The sequence below is a fragment of the Nostoc sp. FACHB-190 genome (assembly GCF_014696905.1).
Classification (GTDB): Bacteria; Cyanobacteriota; Cyanobacteriia; order Cyanobacteriales; family Nostocaceae; genus Nostoc_B.
On record NZ_JACJQW010000048.1, the window covers coordinates 20865 to 43630 of the forward strand.

Annotated in this window: 21 protein-coding genes and 1 tRNA gene; 11 read left to right on the top strand and 11 right to left on the bottom strand. The window is 39.3% G+C overall.

Translation table 11 applies throughout. The features are described from left to right. Positions 1-132: 132 nt before the first annotated feature. Positions 133-1368, bottom strand: a complete 1236-nt coding sequence (locus tag H6G28_RS31220) for a glycosyltransferase (RefSeq protein WP_190676757.1) — start codon at positions 1366-1368, stop codon at positions 133-135. Between the two features lie 614 nt (positions 1369-1982). On the opposite strand from H6G28_RS31220, the gene H6G28_RS31225 reads away from it, so the two are divergent. Further along, a complete protein-coding gene (locus H6G28_RS31225) occupies positions 1983-3386 on the top strand; it encodes a serine/threonine-protein kinase (RefSeq protein WP_190676759.1) in 1404 nt (467 codons plus the stop codon). A gap of 146 nt (positions 3387-3532) precedes the next feature. Here the strand turns inward: H6G28_RS31225 and H6G28_RS31230 are convergent, their stop codons facing one another. From H6G28_RS31230 to pedR, 4 genes are all read right to left on the bottom strand, one after another. Then, positions 3533-3937 (bottom strand): hypothetical protein, encoded by a 405-nt coding sequence (locus H6G28_RS31230; RefSeq protein WP_190676760.1) that lies wholly within the window; start codon positions 3935-3937, stop codon positions 3533-3535. A gap of 293 nt (positions 3938-4230) precedes the next feature. Beyond that, entirely contained in the window at positions 4231-5229 is a 999-nt protein-coding gene (locus H6G28_RS31235; RefSeq protein ID WP_190676763.1) for a glycosyltransferase, read from the bottom strand. Between the two features lie 27 nt (positions 5230-5256). After that, positions 5257-5910, bottom strand: coding sequence for a DUF6391 domain-containing protein (locus tag H6G28_RS31240; protein ID WP_190594966.1), 654 nt, complete (start codon positions 5908-5910; stop codon positions 5257-5259). Between the two features lie 380 nt (positions 5911-6290). Beyond that, positions 6291-6554 carry a photosynthetic electron transport-dependent transcriptional regulator PedR gene (gene pedR, locus H6G28_RS31245; RefSeq protein WP_190594981.1) on the bottom strand — a complete coding sequence of 88 codons (264 nt, stop codon included), beginning with the start codon at positions 6552-6554 and terminating at the stop codon, positions 6291-6293. 452 nt (positions 6555-7006) lie between these two features. Between pedR and H6G28_RS31250 the strand changes: the two genes are divergently transcribed. After that, a complete protein-coding gene (locus H6G28_RS31250; protein WP_190594967.1) occupies positions 7007-7984 on the top strand; it encodes a carbohydrate kinase family protein in 978 nt (325 codons plus the stop codon). Positions 7985-8171: 187 nt separating this feature from the next. Here H6G28_RS31250 and sfsA read toward each other — a convergent pair whose 3' ends face one another. Continuing rightward, on the bottom strand, positions 8172-8897 hold the full coding sequence (sfsA, locus tag H6G28_RS31255) for a DNA/RNA nuclease SfsA (RefSeq protein WP_190676766.1): 726 nt from the start codon (positions 8895-8897) through the stop codon (positions 8172-8174). Positions 8898-9050: 153 nt separating this feature from the next. Here sfsA and H6G28_RS31260 point away from each other — a divergent pair, with 153 nt between their 5' ends. Then, a complete protein-coding gene (locus H6G28_RS31260; protein ID WP_190676767.1) occupies positions 9051-10205 on the top strand; it encodes a sensor domain-containing diguanylate cyclase in 1155 nt (384 codons plus the stop codon). A gap of 155 nt (positions 10206-10360) precedes the next feature. Here the strand turns inward: H6G28_RS31260 and H6G28_RS31265 are convergent, their stop codons facing one another. Then, positions 10361-10654 (bottom strand): acylphosphatase, encoded by a 294-nt coding sequence (locus tag H6G28_RS31265; protein WP_190676769.1) that lies wholly within the window; start codon positions 10652-10654, stop codon positions 10361-10363. A gap of 343 nt (positions 10655-10997) precedes the next feature. Between H6G28_RS31265 and H6G28_RS31270 the strand changes: the two genes are divergently transcribed. From H6G28_RS31270 to H6G28_RS31280, 3 genes are all read left to right on the top strand, one after another. After that, positions 10998-11372 carry a DUF1823 family protein gene (locus tag H6G28_RS31270; protein ID WP_190676771.1) on the top strand — a complete coding sequence of 125 codons (375 nt, stop codon included), beginning with the start codon at positions 10998-11000 and terminating at the stop codon, positions 11370-11372. A gap of 519 nt (positions 11373-11891) precedes the next feature. Further along, on the top strand, positions 11892-13550 hold the full coding sequence (locus H6G28_RS31275; protein ID WP_190676773.1) for an alpha-amylase family glycosyl hydrolase: 1659 nt from the start codon (positions 11892-11894) through the stop codon (positions 13548-13550). A gap of 244 nt (positions 13551-13794) precedes the next feature. Then, positions 13795-14838 carry a 3-deoxy-7-phosphoheptulonate synthase gene (locus H6G28_RS31280; protein ID WP_190594973.1) on the top strand — a complete coding sequence of 348 codons (1044 nt, stop codon included), beginning with the start codon at positions 13795-13797 and terminating at the stop codon, positions 14836-14838. A 369-nt stretch (positions 14839-15207) separates the two neighbouring features. Here H6G28_RS31280 and H6G28_RS31285 read toward each other — a convergent pair whose 3' ends face one another. Then, positions 15208-16932 carry a diflavin flavoprotein gene (locus H6G28_RS31285; protein WP_190676775.1) on the bottom strand — a complete coding sequence of 575 codons (1725 nt, stop codon included), beginning with the start codon at positions 16930-16932 and terminating at the stop codon, positions 15208-15210. Positions 16933-17033: 101 nt separating this feature from the next. Between H6G28_RS31285 and H6G28_RS31290 the strand changes: the two genes are divergently transcribed. From H6G28_RS31290 to H6G28_RS31300, 3 genes are all read left to right on the top strand, one after another. Further along, positions 17034-17822 carry a pantothenate kinase gene (locus H6G28_RS31290; protein WP_190676782.1) on the top strand — a complete coding sequence of 263 codons (789 nt, stop codon included), beginning with the start codon at positions 17034-17036 and terminating at the stop codon, positions 17820-17822. A gap of 71 nt (positions 17823-17893) precedes the next feature. Further along, positions 17894-18334, top strand: a complete 441-nt coding sequence (locus tag H6G28_RS31295; protein WP_190594975.1) for a hypothetical protein — start codon at positions 17894-17896, stop codon at positions 18332-18334. A gap of 8 nt (positions 18335-18342) precedes the next feature. Then, positions 18343-18801, top strand: a complete 459-nt coding sequence (locus H6G28_RS31300; RefSeq protein ID WP_190594976.1) for a type II toxin-antitoxin system VapC family toxin — start codon at positions 18343-18345, stop codon at positions 18799-18801. A 125-nt stretch (positions 18802-18926) separates the two neighbouring features. Here H6G28_RS31300 and H6G28_RS31305 read toward each other — a convergent pair whose 3' ends face one another. Together H6G28_RS31305 and H6G28_RS31310 are read right to left on the bottom strand one after the other, a co-directional pair. Further along, positions 18927-19739: an alpha/beta fold hydrolase gene (locus tag H6G28_RS31305; protein WP_190594977.1), complete on the bottom strand. Its 813-nt coding sequence runs from the start codon at positions 19737-19739 to the stop codon at positions 18927-18929. Between the two features lie 87 nt (positions 19740-19826). Continuing rightward, positions 19827-20321 (bottom strand): NUDIX hydrolase, encoded by a 495-nt coding sequence (locus H6G28_RS31310; protein ID WP_190676784.1) that lies wholly within the window; start codon positions 20319-20321, stop codon positions 19827-19829. A gap of 949 nt (positions 20322-21270) precedes the next feature. Here H6G28_RS31310 and H6G28_RS31315 point away from each other — a divergent pair. Then, positions 21271-21341, top strand: a tRNA-Gly gene (locus tag H6G28_RS31315). 377 nt (positions 21342-21718) lie between these two features. Next, complete coding sequence (locus H6G28_RS31320; RefSeq protein ID WP_242048755.1) at positions 21719-21916, top strand: hypothetical protein; 198 nt, start codon at positions 21719-21721, stop codon at positions 21914-21916. Between the two features lie 204 nt (positions 21917-22120). Here the strand turns inward: H6G28_RS31320 and H6G28_RS31325 are convergent, their stop codons facing one another. Next, complete coding sequence (locus H6G28_RS31325) at positions 22121-22552, bottom strand: hypothetical protein (protein ID WP_190676777.1); 432 nt, start codon at positions 22550-22552, stop codon at positions 22121-22123. Between the last annotated feature and the right edge of the window lie 214 nt (positions 22553-22766).

The following is a 22766-nucleotide window of genomic DNA, read 5'->3' on the forward strand; positions in this document are numbered from 1 at the left end:
AAATTCAGAATTTAGAAGTCAGAGTGGTTAATAAATCACAGTTTTACTAGACAGACATTTCCTCAGTCTCAAACAAGTTTCTCAGCGAAAATCCAAAATCTAAAATCCAAAATCCAAAATTGGTATGAGTCGTTACTTGATTAATCCCATCTCATATAAACCTTGGTGCAGTCTTTTGGCTTCTGCGAGATTTTGCTGCTGTTCGTGGAGGAGAATGGCATTTTTAAATGCTGTCAGACTAGCTTGGAGATTACCAACTTTTAGCTGTACTACGCCTAAATTTTGATATGCTTCTGCGTAATAAGGATTTAATTTGATGGCTTTTTGATAACAAGCGATCGCATCAGTAAATAAATTCAAAGCCTTTAATGTCATGCCTAAGTTATAATATCCAGTCGCAAAATCTGGGTCAATTTTTAAAGCTGTTTCGTAAGCTTTTTTGGCATTGTTTAAATCGCCTGCATCTTTGAGTAAGTTGCCTAAATTGTTATATGCTCCTAGCTTGAGCATGGGATATATCGGTAATTTAATCGCAGCTTGATAGTGTTCTAGGGCTGATTGCGGCTGTTTTAAATGATTGTACGCAATCCCTAAATGATAGTAGAGTTCATATAAAATTTCGTAGTTTTCTGTTGATTGATTTGCTGTCACCCAATCTTGGGGTGACTTACCACTAGCTTGCTTGAGTCCCCGTAGCAATAATTCTACACCTTGAGTAAGTTTGCCAGTTTCAACATAAAGCGCCCCTAATTTACTGCAAACATAAGGATCATTGGGATGAGTGGCGAGAAACTCTAACATTGCAGCTTGCGCTTTAATGTATTTATTATTTTGAGCGATCGCTCTTTTTTGATACCCTGTATGCAGAATTGCTACACCCTGCAAATAACCTACTTGCCAATGAGGTTCTTTTTGTATAATTGCCGCTACACTATCATCAACTAAGGCATGATAAGGCCTTTCAAAGCGAATTTCGGGATGATTGCGAAACAACCGCGAAACCAAAGAATAGGGAGATTGAACCGCACCAATTTCTTGGCGGATGAGATTAATTAAGATATATTCATCACTTTGAATTGCATCTTGTAGCTGTGGCACAATACTGGGGTTGAGTATTTCATCCGCATCTAACACCAACACCCAATCACCGGTAACATATTTTAAAGCAGCATTCCGAGCAGTACTAAAGTTATTAGTCCATTGAAAATGATGTACTTCTGCACCGAATTGTTGGGCGATTTCGGGAGTGCGATCGCTAGAACCTGTATCTAACACTACCATCTCATCCACGAAATCCTTAACACTATTTAAGCACTTCGGTAGCGTAGTTTCTTCATTTTTTACAATCATGCACAGACTAATACTCATACGCGAACTTCAATTTATTTACTTATATTTATTAAACATAGGTGATGCACTTGCACAAATAAGACTTACGCATCAAAACGAAAAATCAAGGGTTGGGAAGAGGGTGTAAGGGTGTAGGGGTGTATATATCTAAAACCCTTACACCCCATACCCTTGCACCCAGTTTCCACAGCAAATCTTTTTGCGTAAACCTTAACAAATTTAGCATCTAGCAATTTTAAATCGGTTGCTCACCAATCTACTCCCTGTTTCTTCGCGTAGTTGACAAATCAAACCGGATTGCTAAATGACAACTCTACTTGCTACCAGCCAATACTTAACACTTTATTACAATAGATTGGCAAAACTGTGAAGTACACCCGCATTTCTCACAAGCTTCAGGCGTTTGATGGGGCAGAGGGGCAGAGGTGCGGAGGGGCAGGGGAGAGAGTACCTTCATTCTCCCCTGCTCCCCTGCTCCCCTGCTCCCCTGCACAGGCTTTGAAAGGTGTGGTGAGAAATCCGGGGTACACTATCTCTCTTTTGAGATGATTCTGAATTTGGCTGTGCTGTATGTGCAAAAATCAAGATTAACAAATCAGTGAGCGAGTATTCTCAAAGAGAGGGGAAACTTCATGCTGGGTCAAACGGTCGGGGGACGCTACCAAATTCTTACTCAGTTAGGACGGGGAGGATTTGGCACGACTTTTATAGCTCAAGATATACAAAGACCTGGAAATCCCCAGTGTGTTGTCAAACAATTCAAGCCACTGGCGAATGATCCCTACACCTTAAATGCAGCTAAACGCTTTTTTGACTTAGAAGCAGCAATTTTGGAAATGTTAGGAAAACATGACCAAATTCCCCAATTACTCGCGCACTTTGCAGAAAATGAAGAATTCTTTTTAGTCCAAGAATTTATTCCCGGTCATGATCTCAAACAAGAATTACCGCCACTGAGTGAGCAATTAAGTGAAACTGCTGTAATTAAACTGTTAAAGGAGATACTGACTGTTTTAGCATTTGTCCATCAAAATCATGTGATTCATCGGGATTTAAAACCTGAAAATATTCGCCGCAGAGAATCAGATGGCAAAATAGTTTTAATTGACTTTGGTGCAGTCAAACAAATTAGTACCCAAGTAGCTAATACTGATGGACAAACAAGTTTTACTGTTGCTATTGGGACACCTGGTTATATGCCCAGTGAACAAGCTAATAGTAATCCCCATTTAAGTAGCGATATTTATGCAGTGGGGATGATTGCTATCTTAGCTTTAACAGGGATAAATCCGGCTGCTGGTAGCCATTCAATTCCCAGAAACCCCAATACAGGCGAAATTGATTGGCGTAATAAAGTGAAAGTTAGCCCCCAGTTTGCCAGTATTTTAGATAAGATGGTGCGCTATGACTTTCGCCAGCGTTACCCTACAGCCGAGTCGGTGTTACAAGCCTTAGAGATGCTTGAGAAAGCACCATTAACTAAACTCAAACAATCTTTGCCGAAAAAATGGGTGATGGGTTTAGGAATTACCGCCGCATTTGCAGTTGGATTCATACTTCTATCTCAAATCAAAGTTAATCAAACCAACTTTTTAAATTATGCTGATCATGGAGTAAAAATTAACTATCCTGATAATTGGGCAGTGCAGGAAACACCAAATGCTGTAACCCAAGATATAGTGACTTTTTTATCACCAAAACAAAGTGATTCTGACCAATTTCAAGAACTTATAACTATTCGGGTTGAACCGCTTTCGAGTACTTTAGATGAGTCGAAAGATTTATTTATTCGGGAAGTGAAAAATACAGTAGATGATGCTCAAATAGAAAGTTCTAGTGAAACAACACTGGCTAATCAGAGGGCAAATCAACTAGTCTTTACAGGTAAAATTGATAATGGGCGGTTAAAAAGTCTGCAAGTTTGGACTTTACAAAATGATAATGCCTATATTATTACTTACACTGCAACTGTTGATGAATATGATAAATTTTTACCCATCGTGGAAAAAATGATTCAATCTTTTGTTTTTGGATAAAATGAACTAATTTAAAAAGTTCTCTGTTCGTTTCCTTATACTCCTTCAGCCATTTGAATTTGAAGCTCCGTTTTTAAACACAAGCATTTTGGGCGGGGTCGAAATCCCCGTCCAAAACCAGCGTGTTCCCTTTTAATAAGATTCTTTTAAAACTGAGTTACTGTCAAACTGACACCACCAGAATCTAGTCGCGGAACCTTTAAATAATCTACTGGTTCACCGTTACGTTGAGTAGGTTCGTTATGATTGTACTTTTCGCACTCTTTAATCGCTGCTTCGGGGTCGTTGAGAATTTCTAGGGGTTTGATATTTTTGCAACCCTTCTCTTCACGGACGCTACCAATAGTGTTAGCAATTTGTCTTAAGGCTTGAGCGCGATCGCTGTTGCTAACTGCGCTACTGTTGATTGTAATTGGTTCAGTGATCAGGGTGGCGGCTTCGCGGCTTTCGATAGTCAGTGGCGCAAGTTCCTCTTGTTGTTGCGCTTGGACAGGATGAGCAAGAGCGATCGCACTGACAATCACAGCTAAAGTTATAAATGGGCGTTTCATACTCTAACCCCTGAATTTAAGTTATATGTGATACCTACAAGTGCAATTCCATCTTATCCGCAAGCAATTAAAATGTAATCACCTATTAGGTTAATTATGTTCCATTTGCAAAACTGGCACAGTTGTCTATACATAGTAGATTAGATGTTGATGAGGTACAGCAACTGATGGAAAAAGTAATGAGTAATGAGTCAAAAATTTACTTATTACTCATCGAGAGGTTCATATCCCCGACTTATTGAAGAAGTCGGGGATATTTTAGTTCACGAATTATTTAGGGCTACTATATCTAATCAAGCATTAAAATATTTTTTCTTCACTTTTTTGTAGAGATTTTTAATTCTTAACTGATTTAAGCGTAATTGCGTCAAAGTGGGGATGTTAGATTGATACTGCTGTTTGTGGTCAAAAAACTCATTTAATTCCTGTAAAATTACTCGCAGCCTTTGAATAATATTTTCATAACGATACTCTTTGAGTACCTCTTCTGACAAACTTAAACCTGGAGCAGATTGCAGCACTTTGAGAATCTGTGCCACATCATATTCTTTGGAATAATTAGCGATTTTATAGCTATTAAACCCAGGATCTAAATAATCAGAAAGCCCACCATTAACGCTAGAAAATACTTGACACCCACAGGCTAAAGCTTCCATTGGTTGCAGTCCAAAGCCTTCACTGACACTCTGTTGCGCCCAATATTCTGCCGAATCATAAAGATAAATTTTCGCGCGATTAAATAATCCTGGTAAATCTTCTACATAATAATCAACTAAATGCACATTGCATTTTTTTTGTACCGTGGGAATTAGCTCTGTTAATAAATACTCCGAAGATTTTCGCGCCTGCACCAATACATCAATATCTCGTTCTAAATGTAAATTTTTAAATTCTGGGCTAATTTCATTCGGTAAATAATAAATGAGGTTATTTGGCGATTTCTGCCCCCAATAACCTAATGTGTTGCGACTAACAGTAATAATGGGAATCCCTATAGGTAAATTAAACTTGTAACCAGAACTATGGGCATGATATACCACATTATATTGCTGGAGTTTGGCAACTAATTTAGCGATATCAAATCCCCAATTAATCACAAAAATGGCATGATCTAAATTTGGTTCTCTCAGCAAGTCATCTAAAAACAACTTATCGGCTTCTCGTTGGCGGTATGTGACAACTTCTGCACTACAAACCTGTTGAGCAAGTTTCAATGTTTTTAATTCTGCCCAGAGACCACCACAGACAAATCTGCCCTGAGTTCCAGGCAATAGAAAATAAAGCTTTCGCATTATAAAATTATGAATTACGAATTAATTTCACTCTCGCCATTTTACCTTGACAAAATGTCCTTGCCGTCCCCAAACATCACGAGCCACGGTAATATTTTCTACTGTTAAGTTAAACGGAATAGCTGTGGTGAGATAACGCTGGGCTATGGAACCTAAATCTGGGGCGATTTCTGCGGCTGTGGTGGCGGCTAGTCCTAAACCAATTAATTGTTCAACTGGGCGGAAGGGAAGCAACAAATTGACACCAACAGCGAGTCCGGCTGTTAACAACATTGTGACTGAAAGATTTGTACCACAACGGGGATGTACTGCTAAATCCCATTCACCATGTGTCAGCCGATAAAGGGCTTGGCTGACTGCCCGTCGCAAGTTGCTAATATTAACTTCACCATAAAGATAAAATCCTTGATCTGTAGATAAACCACCCAATAATTCGTTATCAAGTTGAACTGTATTGGGTCTCCCTGGGGGAGTATGAACATTTTTGGTTTCACTCAAAACCCAAACTGTAGCATGTTCTAAGGCGTGGACTTGCCGCAGCATCAGAATTTCTTTCAAGCCAGGAACAAATGATAGCTGCCTGACTAAATCAGCATCTAGGGTAGATTGCGGTGTAGTAAAGTCAAAGTTAAAAAAGTTAAAGGAAGACGAGCCACCTTGAACAGAAGCAGAAGTTTCCATAGCAACACTGCTCCCCAAACTGATGGAGCAAGATAGATTTCTTACAAATGTAACGCTTGCAGCCAAAGATTATTGCTAATTTTTATTGATGACTGAATGAATATCTTTTTAAATATGGTGAAATGTACCGTTGAGCCAGTTTGAAAAAACTGACTCAACGGTAACAAATTCTGCACGATAACCAATAACTCAGTAATCTGTTCTGCCTGATGTTGATACTAGCGAGAACTAGAGGTTCACGCTGAAATAGATGCGTGAGGAGTAAAACAAGCAGTGAACCATGAAAATGTCGTAGCTGCACGCCAAATTAAATTTATCGCCAGATTAGACGCGATTTATGGCATCTGCCAAACGCCATTGACCGCATCTGTGTTAGCAATTCATTCGTTTTGCTTAGGCAGAGGACAGCAATTCACATCATCCAAACAGACCTTGCCCCACTGTAAAGCCCAGCGCACAAGTGCCACCCGGTTTTCTGTTTGGGTTTTGGTGAGAATATTGCTGATGTGGTTATCAACTGTTCGCTTGCTAATTTCCAATTTTGCTGCAATCTCTTGGTTAGTTAAGCCAGCGGCCACTAAGTCGATAATTTGCAGTTCTCTGTCTGACAGAGTAACAGGGGTCTGGGACTCGCCACCAGCCATGACTGATTCTATCCTCCCTTGGTATATGTACTTAATCACTCTCTTTAATTCTAGAAGATTCTTTTGTTGGTAGGGATTTGAAGTGTTAGCTGTAATACGATTGACAATAATTTTTTTCAAGTTTAATCGAAGAGAAAATTTATATATCACAAAATAAATGTTATTTTTAGCACTTATTCTGAAGATTTTATTAAGTATTGTCACTGGTAAATAAAAGCTGATATTAAAGCCTACAGATTCAGTAGGAGTAACAAAAATTGCTATTTAATTCTATGAAGGACTGGCGACAGAACAACAAGATTGTTGTAGATTTTATACTGACCTCACAAGAACTGAAAAGTTAGGGGTCAATAGGAAAAACTCAGAATATAAAGTTCTGGGTTTAGGCAGAAAAATTCTGATGTCAGGATTATTCTTTGCTTCCTCAACCTAAATCGCAAATCTAAAGTGAGATGAGCAATCCCCGTGTTTTGTGTCTTGGTGAAATTCTGTTTGATTGTTTAGCCGATCAATTGGGGCTAAAGTTGGAGGAGGTACAGTCTTGGACTCCTTACCCTGGAGGAGCGCCAGCTAATGTGGCCTGTGCGTTGGTGAAACTCGGAACTTCCGCCGGATTTGTTGGCTCTGTAGGTGAAGATGAACCGGGGAATGAGCTGGTTCAGTTACTCCAGGAAGTTGGGGTAGATATAACGGGTGTGCAACGTCATCCGACTGCGCCAACGCGACAGGTGTATGTAGTGCGAGATTTGGCAGGCGATCGCAGTTTCGCTGGCTTCGGTCAGTATGATACATCTGAATTTGCCGACACCCGTCTACAAGCCAAGCAATTACCCACTGCGTTGTTTCAAGAGGCAGAGTTTCTGGTTTTGGGTACTTTAGAATTAGCCTATCCTGACAGTGAACAGGCAGTTTATCGCGCTTTAGATTTAGCAGAACAATTTGACCTGAAAATTGTGCTAGATGTCAACTGGCGACCAGTATTTTGGCACGACCAAAATATTGCGCGGCAAAAAATTCAAGATACATTTAAGCGGATTGACTTTCTCAAACTCTCCAAAGAGGAAGCAGAATGGCTGTTTGATACCGCCGATGCAGGAGCCATTACTTACCGTTTAGATTCTGTGGAAGGGGTGCTGATAACTGATGGTGATAAAGGTTGCGCCTATTGCTTAAGTGGTAACGAAGGAATATTACCTTCTTTCCCGGTGAAAGTAGCTGACACCACTGGCGCGGGAGATAGCTTTTTAGCGGGATTTATCCACCAATTAAGTCAGCATGGGATCAAAAAACTAGAAGATGCAGAAACCGCCAAACGCATTGTTACTTATGCTAGTGCGGTGGGAGCATTAACTACGATTAAACCAGGTGCGATCGCTTCTCAACCAACAGCCGCAGAAGTCGAAGCTTTTCTGGCTACGCATCAACTTTAATAAGGCTGTGGTCTGTTGAGAATGAGTGTCAGGGTGTAGGGGGTAAAGATTTGAAACATCTACACTCTTACAGAGAAGTCAAAATTCAAAAGTTAAGAGAATTTTTGACTTTTAACTTTTGACTTTTGACTTGATTTCACCCATACACCCATTTTTCACAGATAATCTTGGTACGTAAGTTCTCAATTTAAACGATGAGTTTTGCCAAACCTAAATAACGGATACCTTCGGGAGAAATATCAAAGCGACAAGGTAATACTTCTAAACCAAGGGCGATCGCTTGTCGCAATAACTGACCATATACTGGATCTGTGGTATCACCAGGGGCAAACTCTGTACAATCACCCCGGTTGATAAAGTACAACATCACAGCCCGATTGGTTGGTAGCAGCGCCATTAATTCGCGCAGGTGTTTTTGTCCTCTCGTGGTTTCTGTATCAGGAAATAATGCTAAGGTTCCTTGCGTCCAAGTTGTATTTTTAACTTCTAAATATATCGGGCGTTCTGTCTCATTACCTGTTAACAAAAAATCCACGCGACTTTTTTTATCTACGCCATAAACCACTTCACCTTTGATTTGGCTGTAGTTACCCAATTCGGGAAATAAGTATTTTGCTAAAGCTAGTTTGACAATGCGATTAGGTAAAGCTGTGTTGACACCTACCCAAGTCGGCTCCTGATCATAGACTTGAATCAGTTCTAGGGTGTAAGCCAGTTTACGGTTAGGGTTATCACTGCGAGATAATTGCACCAAACTACCAAGGGTAGAAACTCCAGTCATCGGCCCTGTGTTGGGACAATGGGCTGTGACGATTTGACCATCAGTAAGCTGCACATCAGCAAAAAACCGTTTGTAGCGTTTGAGTAAAACACCAGGGTAGAGCGTCGGGTAACGATAAAGCCAATCCAGCATTATTTTGCAAAGCTAACCATAAATGCACAGAGCATCATACCGTGTATGGTCTGATGCTGGAAAAATAAAAATCTACATATTACATTTTTTTACAAAATTATACTGAATAATCCTCAGAGGGAAGTATCCATTTAATGGCTTATTGAGGGATATATGACTAAAAATGTTGAATCACCGCTACATTGCTCACTGGTCTTAGATATTAAAGATACTTCGACACAGGTATATTTACGAGCAATGGAAAACTTATTGGTAGTAGTTCAAGATTTATCCCTCGCCCATACTCTAGAGCGCGTTATCGAAATTGTGAGGGTAGCAGCGCGGCAAATCACTGGGTCTGATGGAGCTAGTTTTATTTTACGAGACAATGGTTATTGCTATTACGTTGATGAAAATGCGATCGCTCCTTTGTGGAAAGGTCAGCGATTCCCGATGAATATCTGTCTTGGTGGTTGGGCAATGTTAAACCGTCAACCAGCAGTTATTAGTGATGTGTATGATGATCTCCGGGTTCCCCATGTAGCTTATAAACCTACTTTTGTGAAAAGTATGGTGATGGTGCCAATTCGCACATTTGATCCAATTGGTGCTATCGGTATTTATTGGGCAAAATTTCATCAGCCAACCCCCGAAGAAGTCAAGTTATTACAGGCTTTAGCAGATACCACAGCCGTAGCAATGGAAAATGTGCAAGTGTATGCAGAATTAGAACAGCGAGTCAGCGATCGCACGGCGGCTTTAGCAGCAATTAATACCCATCTCCAACAAGAAATTAGCGATCGCAAAGCCGCAGAAGCCGAAATCCGTCGTCTTTCCATTACAGATGAGTTAACAGGATTGTACAATCGGCGTGGCTTTGTGATTTTGGCACAACAGCAATTAAAACAAATTCAGCGATCGCAAATTCCCACTGGCTTACTGTTTATTGATTTGGATGGACTCAAAACCATTAATGATACTTTAGGACATGAAATGGGTGATAATGCAATCACCTCGGCGGCGGATTTACTCAAAAATACTTTTCGTGAGTCTGACATTTTAGCCAGATTGGGAGGTGATGAATTTGTTGTGCTGCTACAAGGACGAGACCCCAGTTCGGAAGTGATTCAACAGCGATTGCAAACAGCCATTAAGGAATACAACCATCGCCAAAACCGACCATTTCAACTGTCGATGAGTATGGGTTTTCAAGCTTATGATCCTCATCAACCCCTCCCCTTAGACCAACTCATCACCCTTGCAGATATGAAAATGTATGAGTGTAAACGGTTCAAAAAACTAGGGAAGAATACAGTAACTCTGGAATAAACCCAAGAGACTGGAAGTCTAGGACTATACAAACAAAGCCTGCCTAACCTATCGGCAACTGCAAAGCCGAACGCAGGCTAATTATATGCTTCTTCATATCGATTTGATATCACAACCCTTACACCTTTATACCCACGTATTCCCACTTTCCCAAACTACTTAACCTCAAACCCCCGCAAGCCTTCTGGTTCTTCATACTCAGTCACCACCCCTTGCACCACAGCCGCAGGTGGCCCCGAATAACACCAGCGAATCATTTCCTCGACAACCTCCCGCACCCCTTCAAATACCGCCTCTACCCTACCATCAGGTAGATTTCGTACCCAACCAGTTAAACCCAACTGGCTGGCGGTATCAACTGTTGCATAACGATAGCCTACTCCTTGAACTCGGCCAGAAATTAAGACATGGGCGCGAATTATTTGTGGTACTTGTGTGGAATCTTGCATAAACTGGTCAATTCTTTACGCTTTCCAGTCTACCTGTTATGTGAATCGAGAACAAAATTTTAATTACACACTCAAGTTTTTGCCGATAACTGTTTTAGGAAAAAATAGCGTTTCCTCATCTACCAGAGGATAAATTTATCTGCGTTCATTTTCTGCAATAGTGTTTAAATTCATCTAGCTCCACTTTAGCAGTATAGAAATAGCCATACTCGCTGTAAGAGTAAGTAAAGATAATGATAAATTATTGTTTGTACCTTGCCGTCATCTATAGAAGGCTGCATCTCTAATTACAGACTAGCATCTATCAATCTGCTAATTTTAAAGTTTGAATTCTGCCTTGCTTATGTCTAATTTACCACCTTTGAATCCTGATACAATTTGGGGAATCCTCAAGGATCAAATTGATGATGTAACAGTCAATCAATTAGTTTGGTATTACTTGGGATATCGCTATAACCCCACAACTGATCAATGGGAAAACAACGAAGTTTTACCAGAATGGCGAGATGAATACCCAGAACCACCAAACTTTCTCGCAAGTCGTCCCGCAACCATGAAATTAACACGTTCAATTCCCACAGAATACAAGCAAAGCCTTAAAGAAAAGTTGGGATTTAAAGGTTACAAAATTGGGGAATTTACACCCAGAGAAACACGCCGAGCCACAGCCGCCAATTGGTTATTAAGTTATTGGCGACAACAAAATCCCGAATTATAGTCATTGGGAAATTTTGATATACCAATCCTCAATTATTCATTAAACTGTAAGATACCTGAATTATTGAATAAATCGGGTATCTTGTATTAAAGGTAGGTTGGGTGAAGCGAAGCGTAACCCAACAAAATCCTAATACCAAGTTGCAGTCAAAGATAGTAACCTGGGGTGGGAGTAGGAATACATCTGAAAGCAACTTAGTATAAAAATGTTGGGTTTCACTGCGTTACACCCAACCTACAATTTTTTGCTACTTGTATTTCCTAAATCAAATATAAATCTTATATATACAAAACTAATTTTACATATTTAATAAAATCTATCGCATGATGGTAGATAGCTGATAATAGCCAAATATTCAGCATTGATAGGAATTAAACTCTAAAAAACACCCATTTAGACATTAACTAGTCCCTCTACAGATAGAGGAGGGATTATTGAATTATTTCTGTAGACCGATTTGCAAATTGATTAATTATTACGAAAATACTGATATTCGCTTTATATACTTGAAAATTTTTTATGGCTAATCCCATTGAATTTAGTTTATTTGCACCTTATAACGAAGGCGCTGCGTTAATAGGTTCTTTTTGTGATTGGCAAGAAATTCCAATGATAAAAGGAGAAGATGGTTATTTCCGTACAACTGTAGAATTAGAAGATGGGGTTTATAAATATAAATTCCGTGTGCAGTCAAAATCGTGGTTTTTTGAAGCAGATCAATGGGTAGATGTTACAGACCCTTATGCAACCGATGTTGACGAAATTGGTGGTAAAGATAATGGTGTAATTCGTATTAAGGATGGACAAAAAATTGTTGATACTTATGTCTGGCATCATGATGATAAACCTTTACCGCCAGACCATGAACTAGTGATTTATGAATTACACGTTGGTGATTTTTCTGGTGGTGAAGATGACCCTGATGCGAGAGGGAAATATAAACACGTTATTGAAAAGTTAGATTATTTATGTGATTTAGGAATTAACGCTATTGAATTACTACCAGTTAAAGAATATCCTGGTAATTATAGTTGGGGTTATAACCCAAGATATTTTTTTGCACCTGAATCGAGTTATGGTTCTACAAATGAATTAAAGCAACTCGTTGACGAATGCCATAGTCGAGGAATTCGGGTGATTATGGATGGGATTTATAATCACTCAGAATCTTCTAGCCCTTTAACCCAAATAGACCATGATTATTGGTATCATCATGCACCGCGTGACCCTGATAATAGCTGGGGGCCAGAATTTAATTATGAATTCTACGATGAAAATTTAGAGACTTATCCCGCCCGTAAATTTATTGGCGATACAGTCCGTTTTTGGATTGAAGAATATCATGTAGATGGCATTCGCTACGATGCTGCCAGACAAATTGCCAATTACGATTTTATGCACTGGATAGTTCAAGAAGCGAAAAAAACTGCTGGTGCGAAACCTTTTTATAATGTTGCTGAACATATCCCAGAAACAACCAGTATTACTAATATTGATGGCCCAATGGATGGTTGTTGGCATGATAGCTTTATGCACACAGTTACAGCACATATTTGCGGCGATAGTTTTGATTTAGAAAACCTCAAAGATGTGATTGATCCGAAACGTCAAGGTTTCATGGGTGCGACTAATGTGGTTAATTATCTCACCAACCATGACCATAATCGGGTAATGGTTGAGTTAGGTAATCGGAATATTTTCGATGAAGAAGCTTTTAGACGCATCAAATTAGGTGTAGCTATTTTGATGACGGCTGTGGGTGTACCTTTGGTATGGATGGGACAAGAGTTTGGTGAATATAAACCTAAAACCCAAGAATCATCAAAAATTGAGTGGACACTACTAAGTAATGATTTAAACGGTGGTTTATTTAATTACTACAAAGGCTTGATTCATCTACGCAAAAATAACCATGCTTTGTATACAGCAAATATTGATTTCATCCACGAAAATCACGAAGCTAAAGTGTTGGCTTATAGTCGATGGAATGATGAAGGTTCCCGTGTAGTTGTGGTAGCAAATTTTTCCGAAAACTTTTTAGCTGGCTATCACGTTCCTAATTTCCCTTGTGGCGGTACTTGGCACGAGTGGACGGGCAATTATGATGTAGAGGCTGGCGATAATGGGATTATGACTGATCTTGGCCCTTATGAGGCTAAGGTATTTGTCTGGCAATAACAAGATTCTCTGACATGAGTTAGACGTGAACGGGGCGATATTTGCCCCTTTTTTATTAATGGGGAGAATTGGGGCGATCGCTCCAATTCTCCCCGCCACCAATTACAGTTAAACTATCAATAGACTCAGGAATAAAGTCTGTTTAAATAAAAATCAAGGCAGAGATTATTGTGCTTTTGACTTAAAATGTGTATATTACTTTTCTCTCAAGTAACGAGAGCATTCTAATCTCCAGAGCGTCTACATGCACAACAAATTATCTAATACTAACATTAAAAGTTCTCATATCTTATTAACGCCTCACGACGTTAAGACAAGATTGCCAATTACGAAATCGGCAGAACATACAGTATTAAAATATAGACAAGAACTAGAAAATATTTTAGATTTTCAAGATAGTAGAAAATTTATTGTAGTTGGGCCATGTTCTATCCATGATACCAAAGCAGCGATAGAGTATGCTGAAAAATTGAAAGTTTTAGCAGATCAAGTCAAAGATAAACTCTTGTTAGTTATGAGAGTTTACTTTGAAAAACCAAGAACAACAGTAGGTTGGAAAGGTTTGATTAATGACCCTGATATGGATGATTCTTTCCATGTGGAAAAAGGTTTATTAACCGCTAGAAGTTTACTATTAAAAATTACTGAATTAGAATTACCCGCCGGGACTGAAGCCTTAGACCCAATCATCCCCCAATATATTAGTGAATTAATTACCTGGTCTGCTATTGGGGCGAGAACCACAGAATCACAAACCCACAGAGAAATGTCTAGCGGGCTTTCTATGCCTGTAGGTTTTAAAAATGGAACGGATGGTAACATTCAAGTGGCTTTAAATGCCCTGCACTCAGCAAAAAGTCCCCATAACTTTCTAGGGATCAATAATAAAGGACAAGTTAGCGTTTTTCAAACTATGGGTAATCCTTACGGTCATGTGATTTTAAGGGGTGGAAACCAGCCTAATTACGATGCAGCTAATGTCAAATTAGTAGAACAAAAATTAAAAGATTCTGATTTACCACCAAGAATCGTGATTGACTGTAGTCATGGCAATACCAATAAAGATTACCGATTGCAATCTCAGGTATTTGAAGATGTAATTCAGCAAATTATTGATGGCAATACATCTATTGTGGGGATGATGCTGGAATCGCATTTATATGAAGGCAATCAACCATTAAATTGCAAACCAGAAGAATTAAAGTATGGTGTTTCTGTAACTGATAAATGTATTGGTTGGGAAGAAACAGAAAGAATTATTTTGGCAGCCCACGCCAGATTGAGGTAGTAGGCTGTTATAGCAGGAGGAAAGGTGTTATACCAATTTGAAAAATGATTGCGACAAATGGGTTACTGAAAAGCTCGCCAGTAAGCAATTTCCCAATCCAAAATCCAAAATCTAAAATCCAAAATGGTATTACTATACCTGGCATTCAAAGTTTCAAATTTTCCTAAGAGGATGTTTGGAAGCACCTAGTACCGCTACGCGGAAGTAAAAAGTCAAAAGTAAAAAGTCAAAAAGCTCATATCACAGGCTTTTCATTCACTTGAAATGGTATCTTTATTTCCGCCGACCTGTACTAGCCCTAACGAGTGAATATAGTGCTGAGTGGTAAAGTTTAAAAGACGTTGCGCTGCAACGTCTTTTAAAAAGTCTTTAGTAGTGATTTCCTACCTTACGATGATGCACAGCTGTCAGTGCTTCCGGTTTAGAAACTCGGCCGCCATTGACGGTGCTGTATACCGCCCAGTGGTCGCCGCAGTCCATCCGGCTAACAACTTCGCATTCCATATATGCTAAAGCGTCGGCGAGGATGGGTGTACCGTCTTCGGCGCTTTGGGTTCGCACACCTGCAAAGCGGTCTGCACCAGGGGCGAACCGTTTGAGGAAGTGGCGCATGAGTGTTTGATAATTGCCTTCTTCTAAGACGTTTAACACAAAGCGATCGCCTACTTGCATTAAGGATTCAATCGCCCGGTCTTTAGCGACTGCAATGGAAAAGCCCAAGGGTTTAAAGCTGGCTTGTGCTACCCAGGAAGCTAACATCGCGCTGGAGACATCGCCTTTTTTGGCGGTAATAATATACAGTCCGCCACTGAGTCTACCCAAGGCTTTATCTAAGTCTGCACTCAGGGCTTTCATCGCTTTGATGCTGCGATCGCGCGTTACCCACTGCCCTAAGTCTGTGCCTGCTTCTTCACACTGCTTATAAGTATTTTCCCTGGGTGTTTCGCTAAGTTGAATCACTGGGAATGCGATATGTAGTCCTAAAGCCCGGAATTTGTTCAACAGGGGGTAAGTCGGCTCATCATTACCGCCGCCGGTTTCAAATATACCAATGGCTTGTTTATCTTTAGCCGAGCCTAACACAGTACTAAGTGCGGCTTGAGCAATGGTATCACCAGCAGATGGCGGCGCACCAATGACTAATCCAGAACAACGTCCAACTAGTTCGCGCAATTCTTGTAAATCTGTGGCTGAACCCAAATCTACTACTTCTACAGCGACATCGGTTTTGTTGATACCGTTGATAATTGCTTGGGCGAGGCGATCGCTATAACCGTATTCTGAAACGTAAAATACACCAACGGTAGTTTCTGGTTTCGCTTGGTTCTGACTCCATTTGCGGTAACGTTGGGTGAGTTCCTCAACGTTGTGATAGAGTAACGGCCCGTGACCTGTCGCAATCATTTTAATCGCTGGTAATTCCCCCATCCGCTTCATTGCAGACAATACCGAGCGCGAATTCGGCCCCATCAGGCATTCATAGTAATATTTAAAATCAGCTTCAATAGTTTTTAAGTCTTCGTCAAAAGTAGCATCGGAACAATAGTGCATCCCGAAAGCATCGCAGGTAAACAGGGTTTGGGTTTTATGGTCGAAGCTGAAGATTGTGTCCGGCCAATGTAAATTAGGCGCAATTACAAATTCTATCTCGTGACCGTTACCTAAATCTAAGCGATCGCCATTTTTAACAATCTGCCGTTTAAATGGCTGATGTACCAAATCTTCCAAAAATTGAATTGCGACTTTGGAAGCCACAACTGTAATTTCTGGAGCTATTTGTAACAAATCTTTCACTAAACCGCTATGATCAGGCTCAGTGTGGCTGACAATCAAATAATTGATATCTTGAGGATTAATCAATCCTGTGAGCGTATCAAAATACAGATGACGGAACTTCTCATGGGAGGTATCAACTAAAGCAATCTGCTCACCGCGAATCAAAAATGAGTTGTAGGTAGTACCATTTTGTAAACCAAACTCAATATCAAAGCGATCGCGATCCCAATCTAGAGAGCGAATTGCCGTCGTATCTTGAGAAATATCCTCAGTCTGTATTGTCAACCTTTTTTCCGTTTTCTCGGTGAGCGATACCATAAATCCCCTCTCAAACACAATGAGTATTTATTCCGCTTGTTCTATTTTGACACGGTTCAAATGTAAATTTTTATTAAAAAACCTATAGTTATCTTAAAAAAATCAAAAGAGTGAAACCGCGTATACATAAACCTTGGCTGGCTTTGGAGATAGGTAATTCCCGACTGCATTGGGGGTTATTCGTAGGCGAAACCCTTGACTGTACATGGAATACAGACTATCTACCTGATTCAGTTATACAGCAGTTAGGTAACGGTCGAACCTTAGATGATTTCCCCGCCAAGATTTTTACCCTTCCTTGTCCCCTTCCTCTGGTAATTGCTTCTGTTGTTCCCAGTCAAACCGCACTTTGGCAAAGTTACCCCAATGTCAAAGTAATTACCTTAGAGAATGTACCTTTAAAAAATACCTATCCCACATTAGGAATTGACCGCGCCTTGGCTTTGTGGGGTGCGGGGATAAAGTTGGGATTTCCCATATTAGTAATTGATGCTGGAACCGCACTCACTTTTACAGGTGCAGATAGTCAACAGAATTTAGTTGGCGGTGCAATTTTGCCAGGGCTAGGTTTACAATTTGCAACGTTAGGTCAAAAAACCAGCCAGTTACCCCAGTTAAAAACGCAAACTTTCACATCTTTACCGCCAAGGTTTGCCCAAAATACCCCAGATGCAATTCAAAGTGGTGTTATCTACACCTTGTTAGCTGGAATCAAAGATTTTATGACAGCTTGGTGGGAATTATATCCTAATAGTAATGTGGTGATTAAAGGAGGCGATCGCACCTTATTATTTAACTATATGGAAACTTTATACCCAAAAATAACAGCCCGTTTGATTGTAGAACCAAACTTAATTTTTTTGGGAATAGCAACGGTTGATAATCTATAATTGGTTGACTGAGAGATACTAAAGCAACTATAAGCTAAAATAGAAACATATACTTATTTCTAATCGTAGATATGCCTAAAGCCACACACATCTATGAAATCATGCAAAATTTAGATAATTTGACTTTAGCAGAATTGCTAGTACTTAAAGCCAAAGTTGATACTTTGATTGAGGAAAAATCTTCGTTTCAATTATACCCTCTTTCTGGGAGCTATCAGAGGAAAACATCTATTTCCAGTACAACGAGAGACTTAGATGTAGTTGTCTCGTTTCCTCCTATAACTACATCATCCAGTCTCAAAGGTCATATAATATACGCCTCTGCTAGAGAACATAGTAAGCTGAATGAATCTTTAATAGGCAAATTTTTAGAATCACAATCAAATCAGGATAATTCTTTAGAAGCGGTGATAGATTTAGTTGATGAATGGATGGCCGATGAATCAGATTACGATGAAGAAACTTATTCATCTATTGAGTCAGCTTTGAACCGCAATCAACTATCATTATAAAAACTCACATGGGTAGAGTTATTTTGTTGGATACTAATCCATTGAGTCAAGTAACGCATCCAAAGATAGATCCAAAAATCCAACAATGGTTAAAGTCATTACAAAAAGATGAAACTCTTATACGTGTTCCTGAAATAGCTGATTATGAGCTACGACGTGAACTTTTAAGACAAGGAAAGCAAAAAAGTATAGAGCGCCTCAACCAACTTAGCAAAATTTGTCTAATACCACTAACGCATGAAACGATGATAAAAGCAGCCGAATTATGGGCTTGGGTAAGAAACCAAGGTCAACCCACAGCCAGTAATGACAGCTTAGATGGAGATGTAATTCTTGCTGCTCAAGCCATTTTGCAACTAAAAATTTTTGATCAGGTTACAGTTGTCACAACAAACTTAAAACATATATCGCGGTTTGAAAGTGAAGGAATATCTGTAGCTGATTGGCAACAAACCCTGAATAAGTAAGTCATTTACACAACATCAAGAGGCTTGAAACTCTTACCAATGACAAATGATAGTAACGCACCAAAAGCTTTACGTTAGATGTGCTATGCTGTCGCTAACACATCCTACTACGTGCATTTCAAAAATCATATATGTTTAATAAAATCATGAATCTCTTCCGCTACAATTCCGGCACACTCTTCTGGTAAATCATTGCCAGCATGAGCCACTAATTTAAAATCAACTTGGGAAATTAATTGTTTATAAGTTTGGCTTTGAAAGACAGCATCAGAAGTATCTTGTCCGCCTTGTAAAATTAACACAGGAACTTCAATTAAATGCAATTTATCTTGCAGTAACTCTGCTTTAATTTCTGCTGTCTGTCTTTGAAATAATAACTGACAAGCGGCAGGATATTTGAGTAAATGTTGGCGTTGCTTTAGGTCTTGCTCGATTTTTTCGTGCCAACCGAATATTTTAGTGATTGGTCTGATAAATTTGAAAAATTTCACTAATAACGGAGAAAATTCTAATAATTTACGCCGTTGTTGCCAACGTTTTTCTTGTTTCTCAACTTCTACACCTTCTGGTGCTAACAGCACTAAACCTTCTACCTGTTCTGGATATTTCAAAGTATAACTCGCTGCAATCCAACCTCCCAGAGAATGACCTACTAAGTATACTCTTTCCAGTCTTAAGGCTTGCAGTAGTTCCGCGATCGACTCTACTTGTAAATCTATTGAGTGATGAATATTTGGCTTATCAGACTCCCCAAAGCCTATCAAGTCTGGTGCAAAGCAATGGAAATTCTTCGCCAGTTTTTCCATTACAGATGACCACTGACTACTATCGTTCCAAGCACCATGTAACAAAACCACCGGAATACCTTGACCAGCCTCGCTCCAAAATAACAATCCTTGAGAGAGTTTTCTGCGGGAGTTACGTAATAGTGTATCCATCTTATATATAAAAATTACATCATAGTAGATTGTAGTTTTTATATTGGATTTTGTAATTAAAACTCCCAGAGAAAATCTAAAGTATTGTTACGCCAGCGTTGTCAAGCCGTTTAAGTAGTCCTGTAGCTGTCGAGAATGGTCATGAGACATTGGGCCTTTAGGTAAAGCACTCGGAAAAAAAGCTTGGATTTCCATAACTTCTAAAGTATCTTGAATTTCCATTTTTCCTTTAACTTCGGCTTCCACCACAACGCAAATCGAATGAATGCGAGGATCTCTATCTGGTGCAGAATAAACACCTACTAAACGTTTAATTTCTACTAATTCCAGTCCTGTTTCCTCTATTAATTCTCGGCGGACTGTATTCGGGATGTCTTCTCCCCAGTCCACCATTCCTCCGGGTAATGACCAAAGACCATTATCTCGCCGTCGAATTAAGACAATTCGACCGTCAGGTAATATCGGAATAATACTTGTACCAGTAATAGGATGACGGAAAATAATACCTAATACTGTTTGTCCGTAGCGCCATAAACCGCGTGTAGATTGGACAAATGCTGCAAAAAAAGCCAGAACGTTCAAGCTAAAAATTTTGGTGTTATGTTTTTTGATTTCTTGCACTCGCATTTACTCAAATAGCTAATTATTGAGATTTATTTCACACAAAGATGCTTGTGCTTTGAGAGTTGCTTCTTAGAGGTTATTTGAAAAGTATTAGCGAATTTACTTAGTAATTTAATATACGCCTATATCTAGACTACTTGTTGGCAATTGATTGAGAATTTACTTTCATCGATAATTCTTCAGTTAAGTCTTTCCCCAAAAAATTGCTACAAAGCCTGGCTAACTGATAACTATTGACATAGACTAGTCCTATTTGATTGACAAACTAATTCACAAAGACAGGTAACTGGAAACAGGGAACACGAAATAGATTTGTTTGAGTCTCATTTAGGATACTTATACTAAGAAAATCAAGCAAAATACTTGATGGTTTTCAAATATCATCTAATAGTTTTTGTATGATATATCAATTTTAGCACTGAATTAAATAATTTCTTTTGTAGTTCTATATACATTATTTATTTAAGTAGCTGAAGAAATTGGAATATATTAAGATTGTCCTGACGAGATATTTAATTCATAGAACATAGTTAATTTATCTGTTGAAAAACATGGCCAGATTATCTAGCGTTTTCTAGTCTACTAAGATACAAATTTATCTATTGCTATCTGCGTGTATCTGTGGTTAATAATTCTTGGCCGTATTTCATTTAGGATGAAAAATACTATGTACCTAAAGTTACTGTGTAAAGCTGCCCTACTACTCTAAATCTCAATCTACCATTGGTTGACTCTACTGTGATGCTTCCTTTATAAGATTTTCCAGTAGGGGTTGTAGTTCCGATACTTTTCTTGTTATACTTATACAAGTTCATTAATAAACACAGGCAAAACAAAGCCTAAATAAGCAGTACTTGTGTATTATTTGTATACGAACTGTATTTATATTGAATAGAAGCCTCTGTTTGCGGGCGTAGTTTAGTGGTAAAACTATAGCCTTCCAAGCTATTAATGCGGGTTCGATTCCCGCCGCCCGCTTAGAAACTGAAACCCTTGTGAGCTAAGACTTACGAGGGTTTTCTTTATTTATAAGACAGTTCTTTTCGCAGTATTTTTGTACTAAAAATATACAATAGTGACGCACCACAATTGTCTGTGGGGATTGGGTGTGGGGGTGAAAGGGTATGGGGTATAAGGGTTCTGAATACTTACATCCTTATACCCATATAACCATATCTGAAAAATGACAGTTGTGTTTTTATTTAGAACGCGATCGCTAATAAAGTTCTAGAGCAAGCACAAACAGCAAGGATGAAGGCTTTAGCAATGCGGGAAAAGTCTTTAAATTTCCTGATGAGCTGCAATCACTTATTGATTCAGGAAATGACAGAGGTGGAAGTGCAGAACTGAAAAGTTTGCAGGCACAAATTAGGCAGGAACACCAAAAATCATTAGCTTTGCCTTCAGATACAGATAAATTAGCCCGATATGAGAGGCACATTTTAAGAGGACTAAATCAAGCATTAGAGCATTTAGCAACAATCCGCCAGCAACGGCAGAATCAGGATTCTATGGGTTCGTCTGGTTATAAAACAGTTGAGCTAGTTAAATAACAAGTTCAGTAGTTGAGTTGTGGATGCTTTTATCTGGGCGACTTAAATGACTATGCTGAGATTGATAAATTCTTCTCGCTTGAATCACAAAGATTGATGTGCAGACAAAAGATGAGGCTGGAATTGAGTGGGTGATGGGCTATGCTTGCCTTGGGTGATCGCAATAGCACTAAAGTCGTAAAAAACCGTTATATTTCGTTGATTTCAATCCCACGATCGCGTTAATGCCTCAATTGGTATATTTGGATCAATCTCAATCACGGTGATATTGGCATTCTCTACCACAGTATTTCCCATAATGGTATTGTGCATTGCCTCAAACTTCGATTCTTCCTCTGCAATGCGCTCGTAGTGCAGAATTACATGGTAATGCTTGGTAATTGGCTCTCCAGAGTCCGATCTCTCCACGGTGTCCCAAGCTATATTTTGTCTTTGTTCTGCTATTTTGCGATAGTCATCGGCTAGTTGTTCTAAGGCGATCGCGATCGCGTGTTCTTTGGTTTGACCGTAGCATTGTATATTTTCTCTAGGAGAATCGCTCAGAGACGATGACAACCGGCAAATATACTGTCCATTGTCTTGGGGTAGGAGTGCGATCGTAATATTTCCATTGCTGTCGAGGTTCACGTCAGTCATAAGCTCTTGTGCATTTAAATTGTGATAATAGTATCGCCTTTATTTTTGAGTTTTCGTCCCCATTTAATAATTAACGCTCCTTCATTTAAAAGTTGATGTAATATAGCGTTTCTCAGTCTGGTGAAGTACAGTAGCAACAATGAGTAAACCAATTATAAATATCATTTAAGGAGACTTGGCTAAAAGCAGTTTCAATCGCCTTTGCTAAATCTGG

Coding starts and splice junctions, on each gene's coding strand:
- H6G28_RS31250 (WP_190594967.1), top strand. CDS start 7,007: ATGAGCAATCCCCGTGTTTTGTGTCTTGGTGAAATTCTGTTTGATTGT.
- H6G28_RS31225 (WP_190676759.1), top strand. CDS start 1,983: ATGCTGGGTCAAACGGTCGGGGGACGCTACCAAATTCTTACTCAGTTA.
- H6G28_RS31325 (WP_190676777.1), bottom strand. CDS start 22,552: ATGACTGACGTGAACCTCGACAGCAATGGAAATATTACGATCGCACTC.
- H6G28_RS31270 (WP_190676771.1), top strand. CDS start 10,998: ATGTCTAATTTACCACCTTTGAATCCTGATACAATTTGGGGAATCCTC.
- H6G28_RS31265 (WP_190676769.1), bottom strand. CDS start 10,654: ATGCAAGATTCCACACAAGTACCACAAATAATTCGCGCCCATGTCTTA.
- H6G28_RS31275 (WP_190676773.1), top strand. CDS start 11,892: ATGGCTAATCCCATTGAATTTAGTTTATTTGCACCTTATAACGAAGGC.
- H6G28_RS31305 (WP_190594977.1), bottom strand. CDS start 19,739: ATGGATACACTATTACGTAACTCCCGCAGAAAACTCTCTCAAGGATTG.
- H6G28_RS31295 (WP_190594975.1), top strand. CDS start 17,894: ATGCCTAAAGCCACACACATCTATGAAATCATGCAAAATTTAGATAAT.
- pedR (WP_190594981.1), bottom strand. CDS start 6,554: ATGGCTGGTGGCGAGTCCCAGACCCCTGTTACTCTGTCAGACAGAGAA.
- H6G28_RS31220 (WP_190676757.1), bottom strand. CDS start 1,368: ATGAGTATTAGTCTGTGCATGATTGTAAAAAATGAAGAAACTACGCTA.
- H6G28_RS31260 (WP_190676767.1), top strand. CDS start 9,051: ATGACTAAAAATGTTGAATCACCGCTACATTGCTCACTGGTCTTAGAT.
- H6G28_RS31240 (WP_190594966.1), bottom strand. CDS start 5,910: ATGGAAACTTCTGCTTCTGTTCAAGGTGGCTCGTCTTCCTTTAACTTT.
- H6G28_RS31300 (WP_190594976.1), top strand. CDS start 18,343: ATGGGTAGAGTTATTTTGTTGGATACTAATCCATTGAGTCAAGTAACG.
- sfsA (WP_190676766.1), bottom strand. CDS start 8,897: ATGCTGGATTGGCTTTATCGTTACCCGACGCTCTACCCTGGTGTTTTA.
- H6G28_RS31230 (WP_190676760.1), bottom strand. CDS start 3,937: ATGAAACGCCCATTTATAACTTTAGCTGTGATTGTCAGTGCGATCGCT.
- H6G28_RS31235 (WP_190676763.1), bottom strand. CDS start 5,229: ATGCGAAAGCTTTATTTTCTATTGCCTGGAACTCAGGGCAGATTTGTC.
- H6G28_RS31280 (WP_190594973.1), top strand. CDS start 13,795: ATGCACAACAAATTATCTAATACTAACATTAAAAGTTCTCATATCTTA.
- H6G28_RS31285 (WP_190676775.1), bottom strand. CDS start 16,932: ATGGTATCGCTCACCGAGAAAACGGAAAAAAGGTTGACAATACAGACT.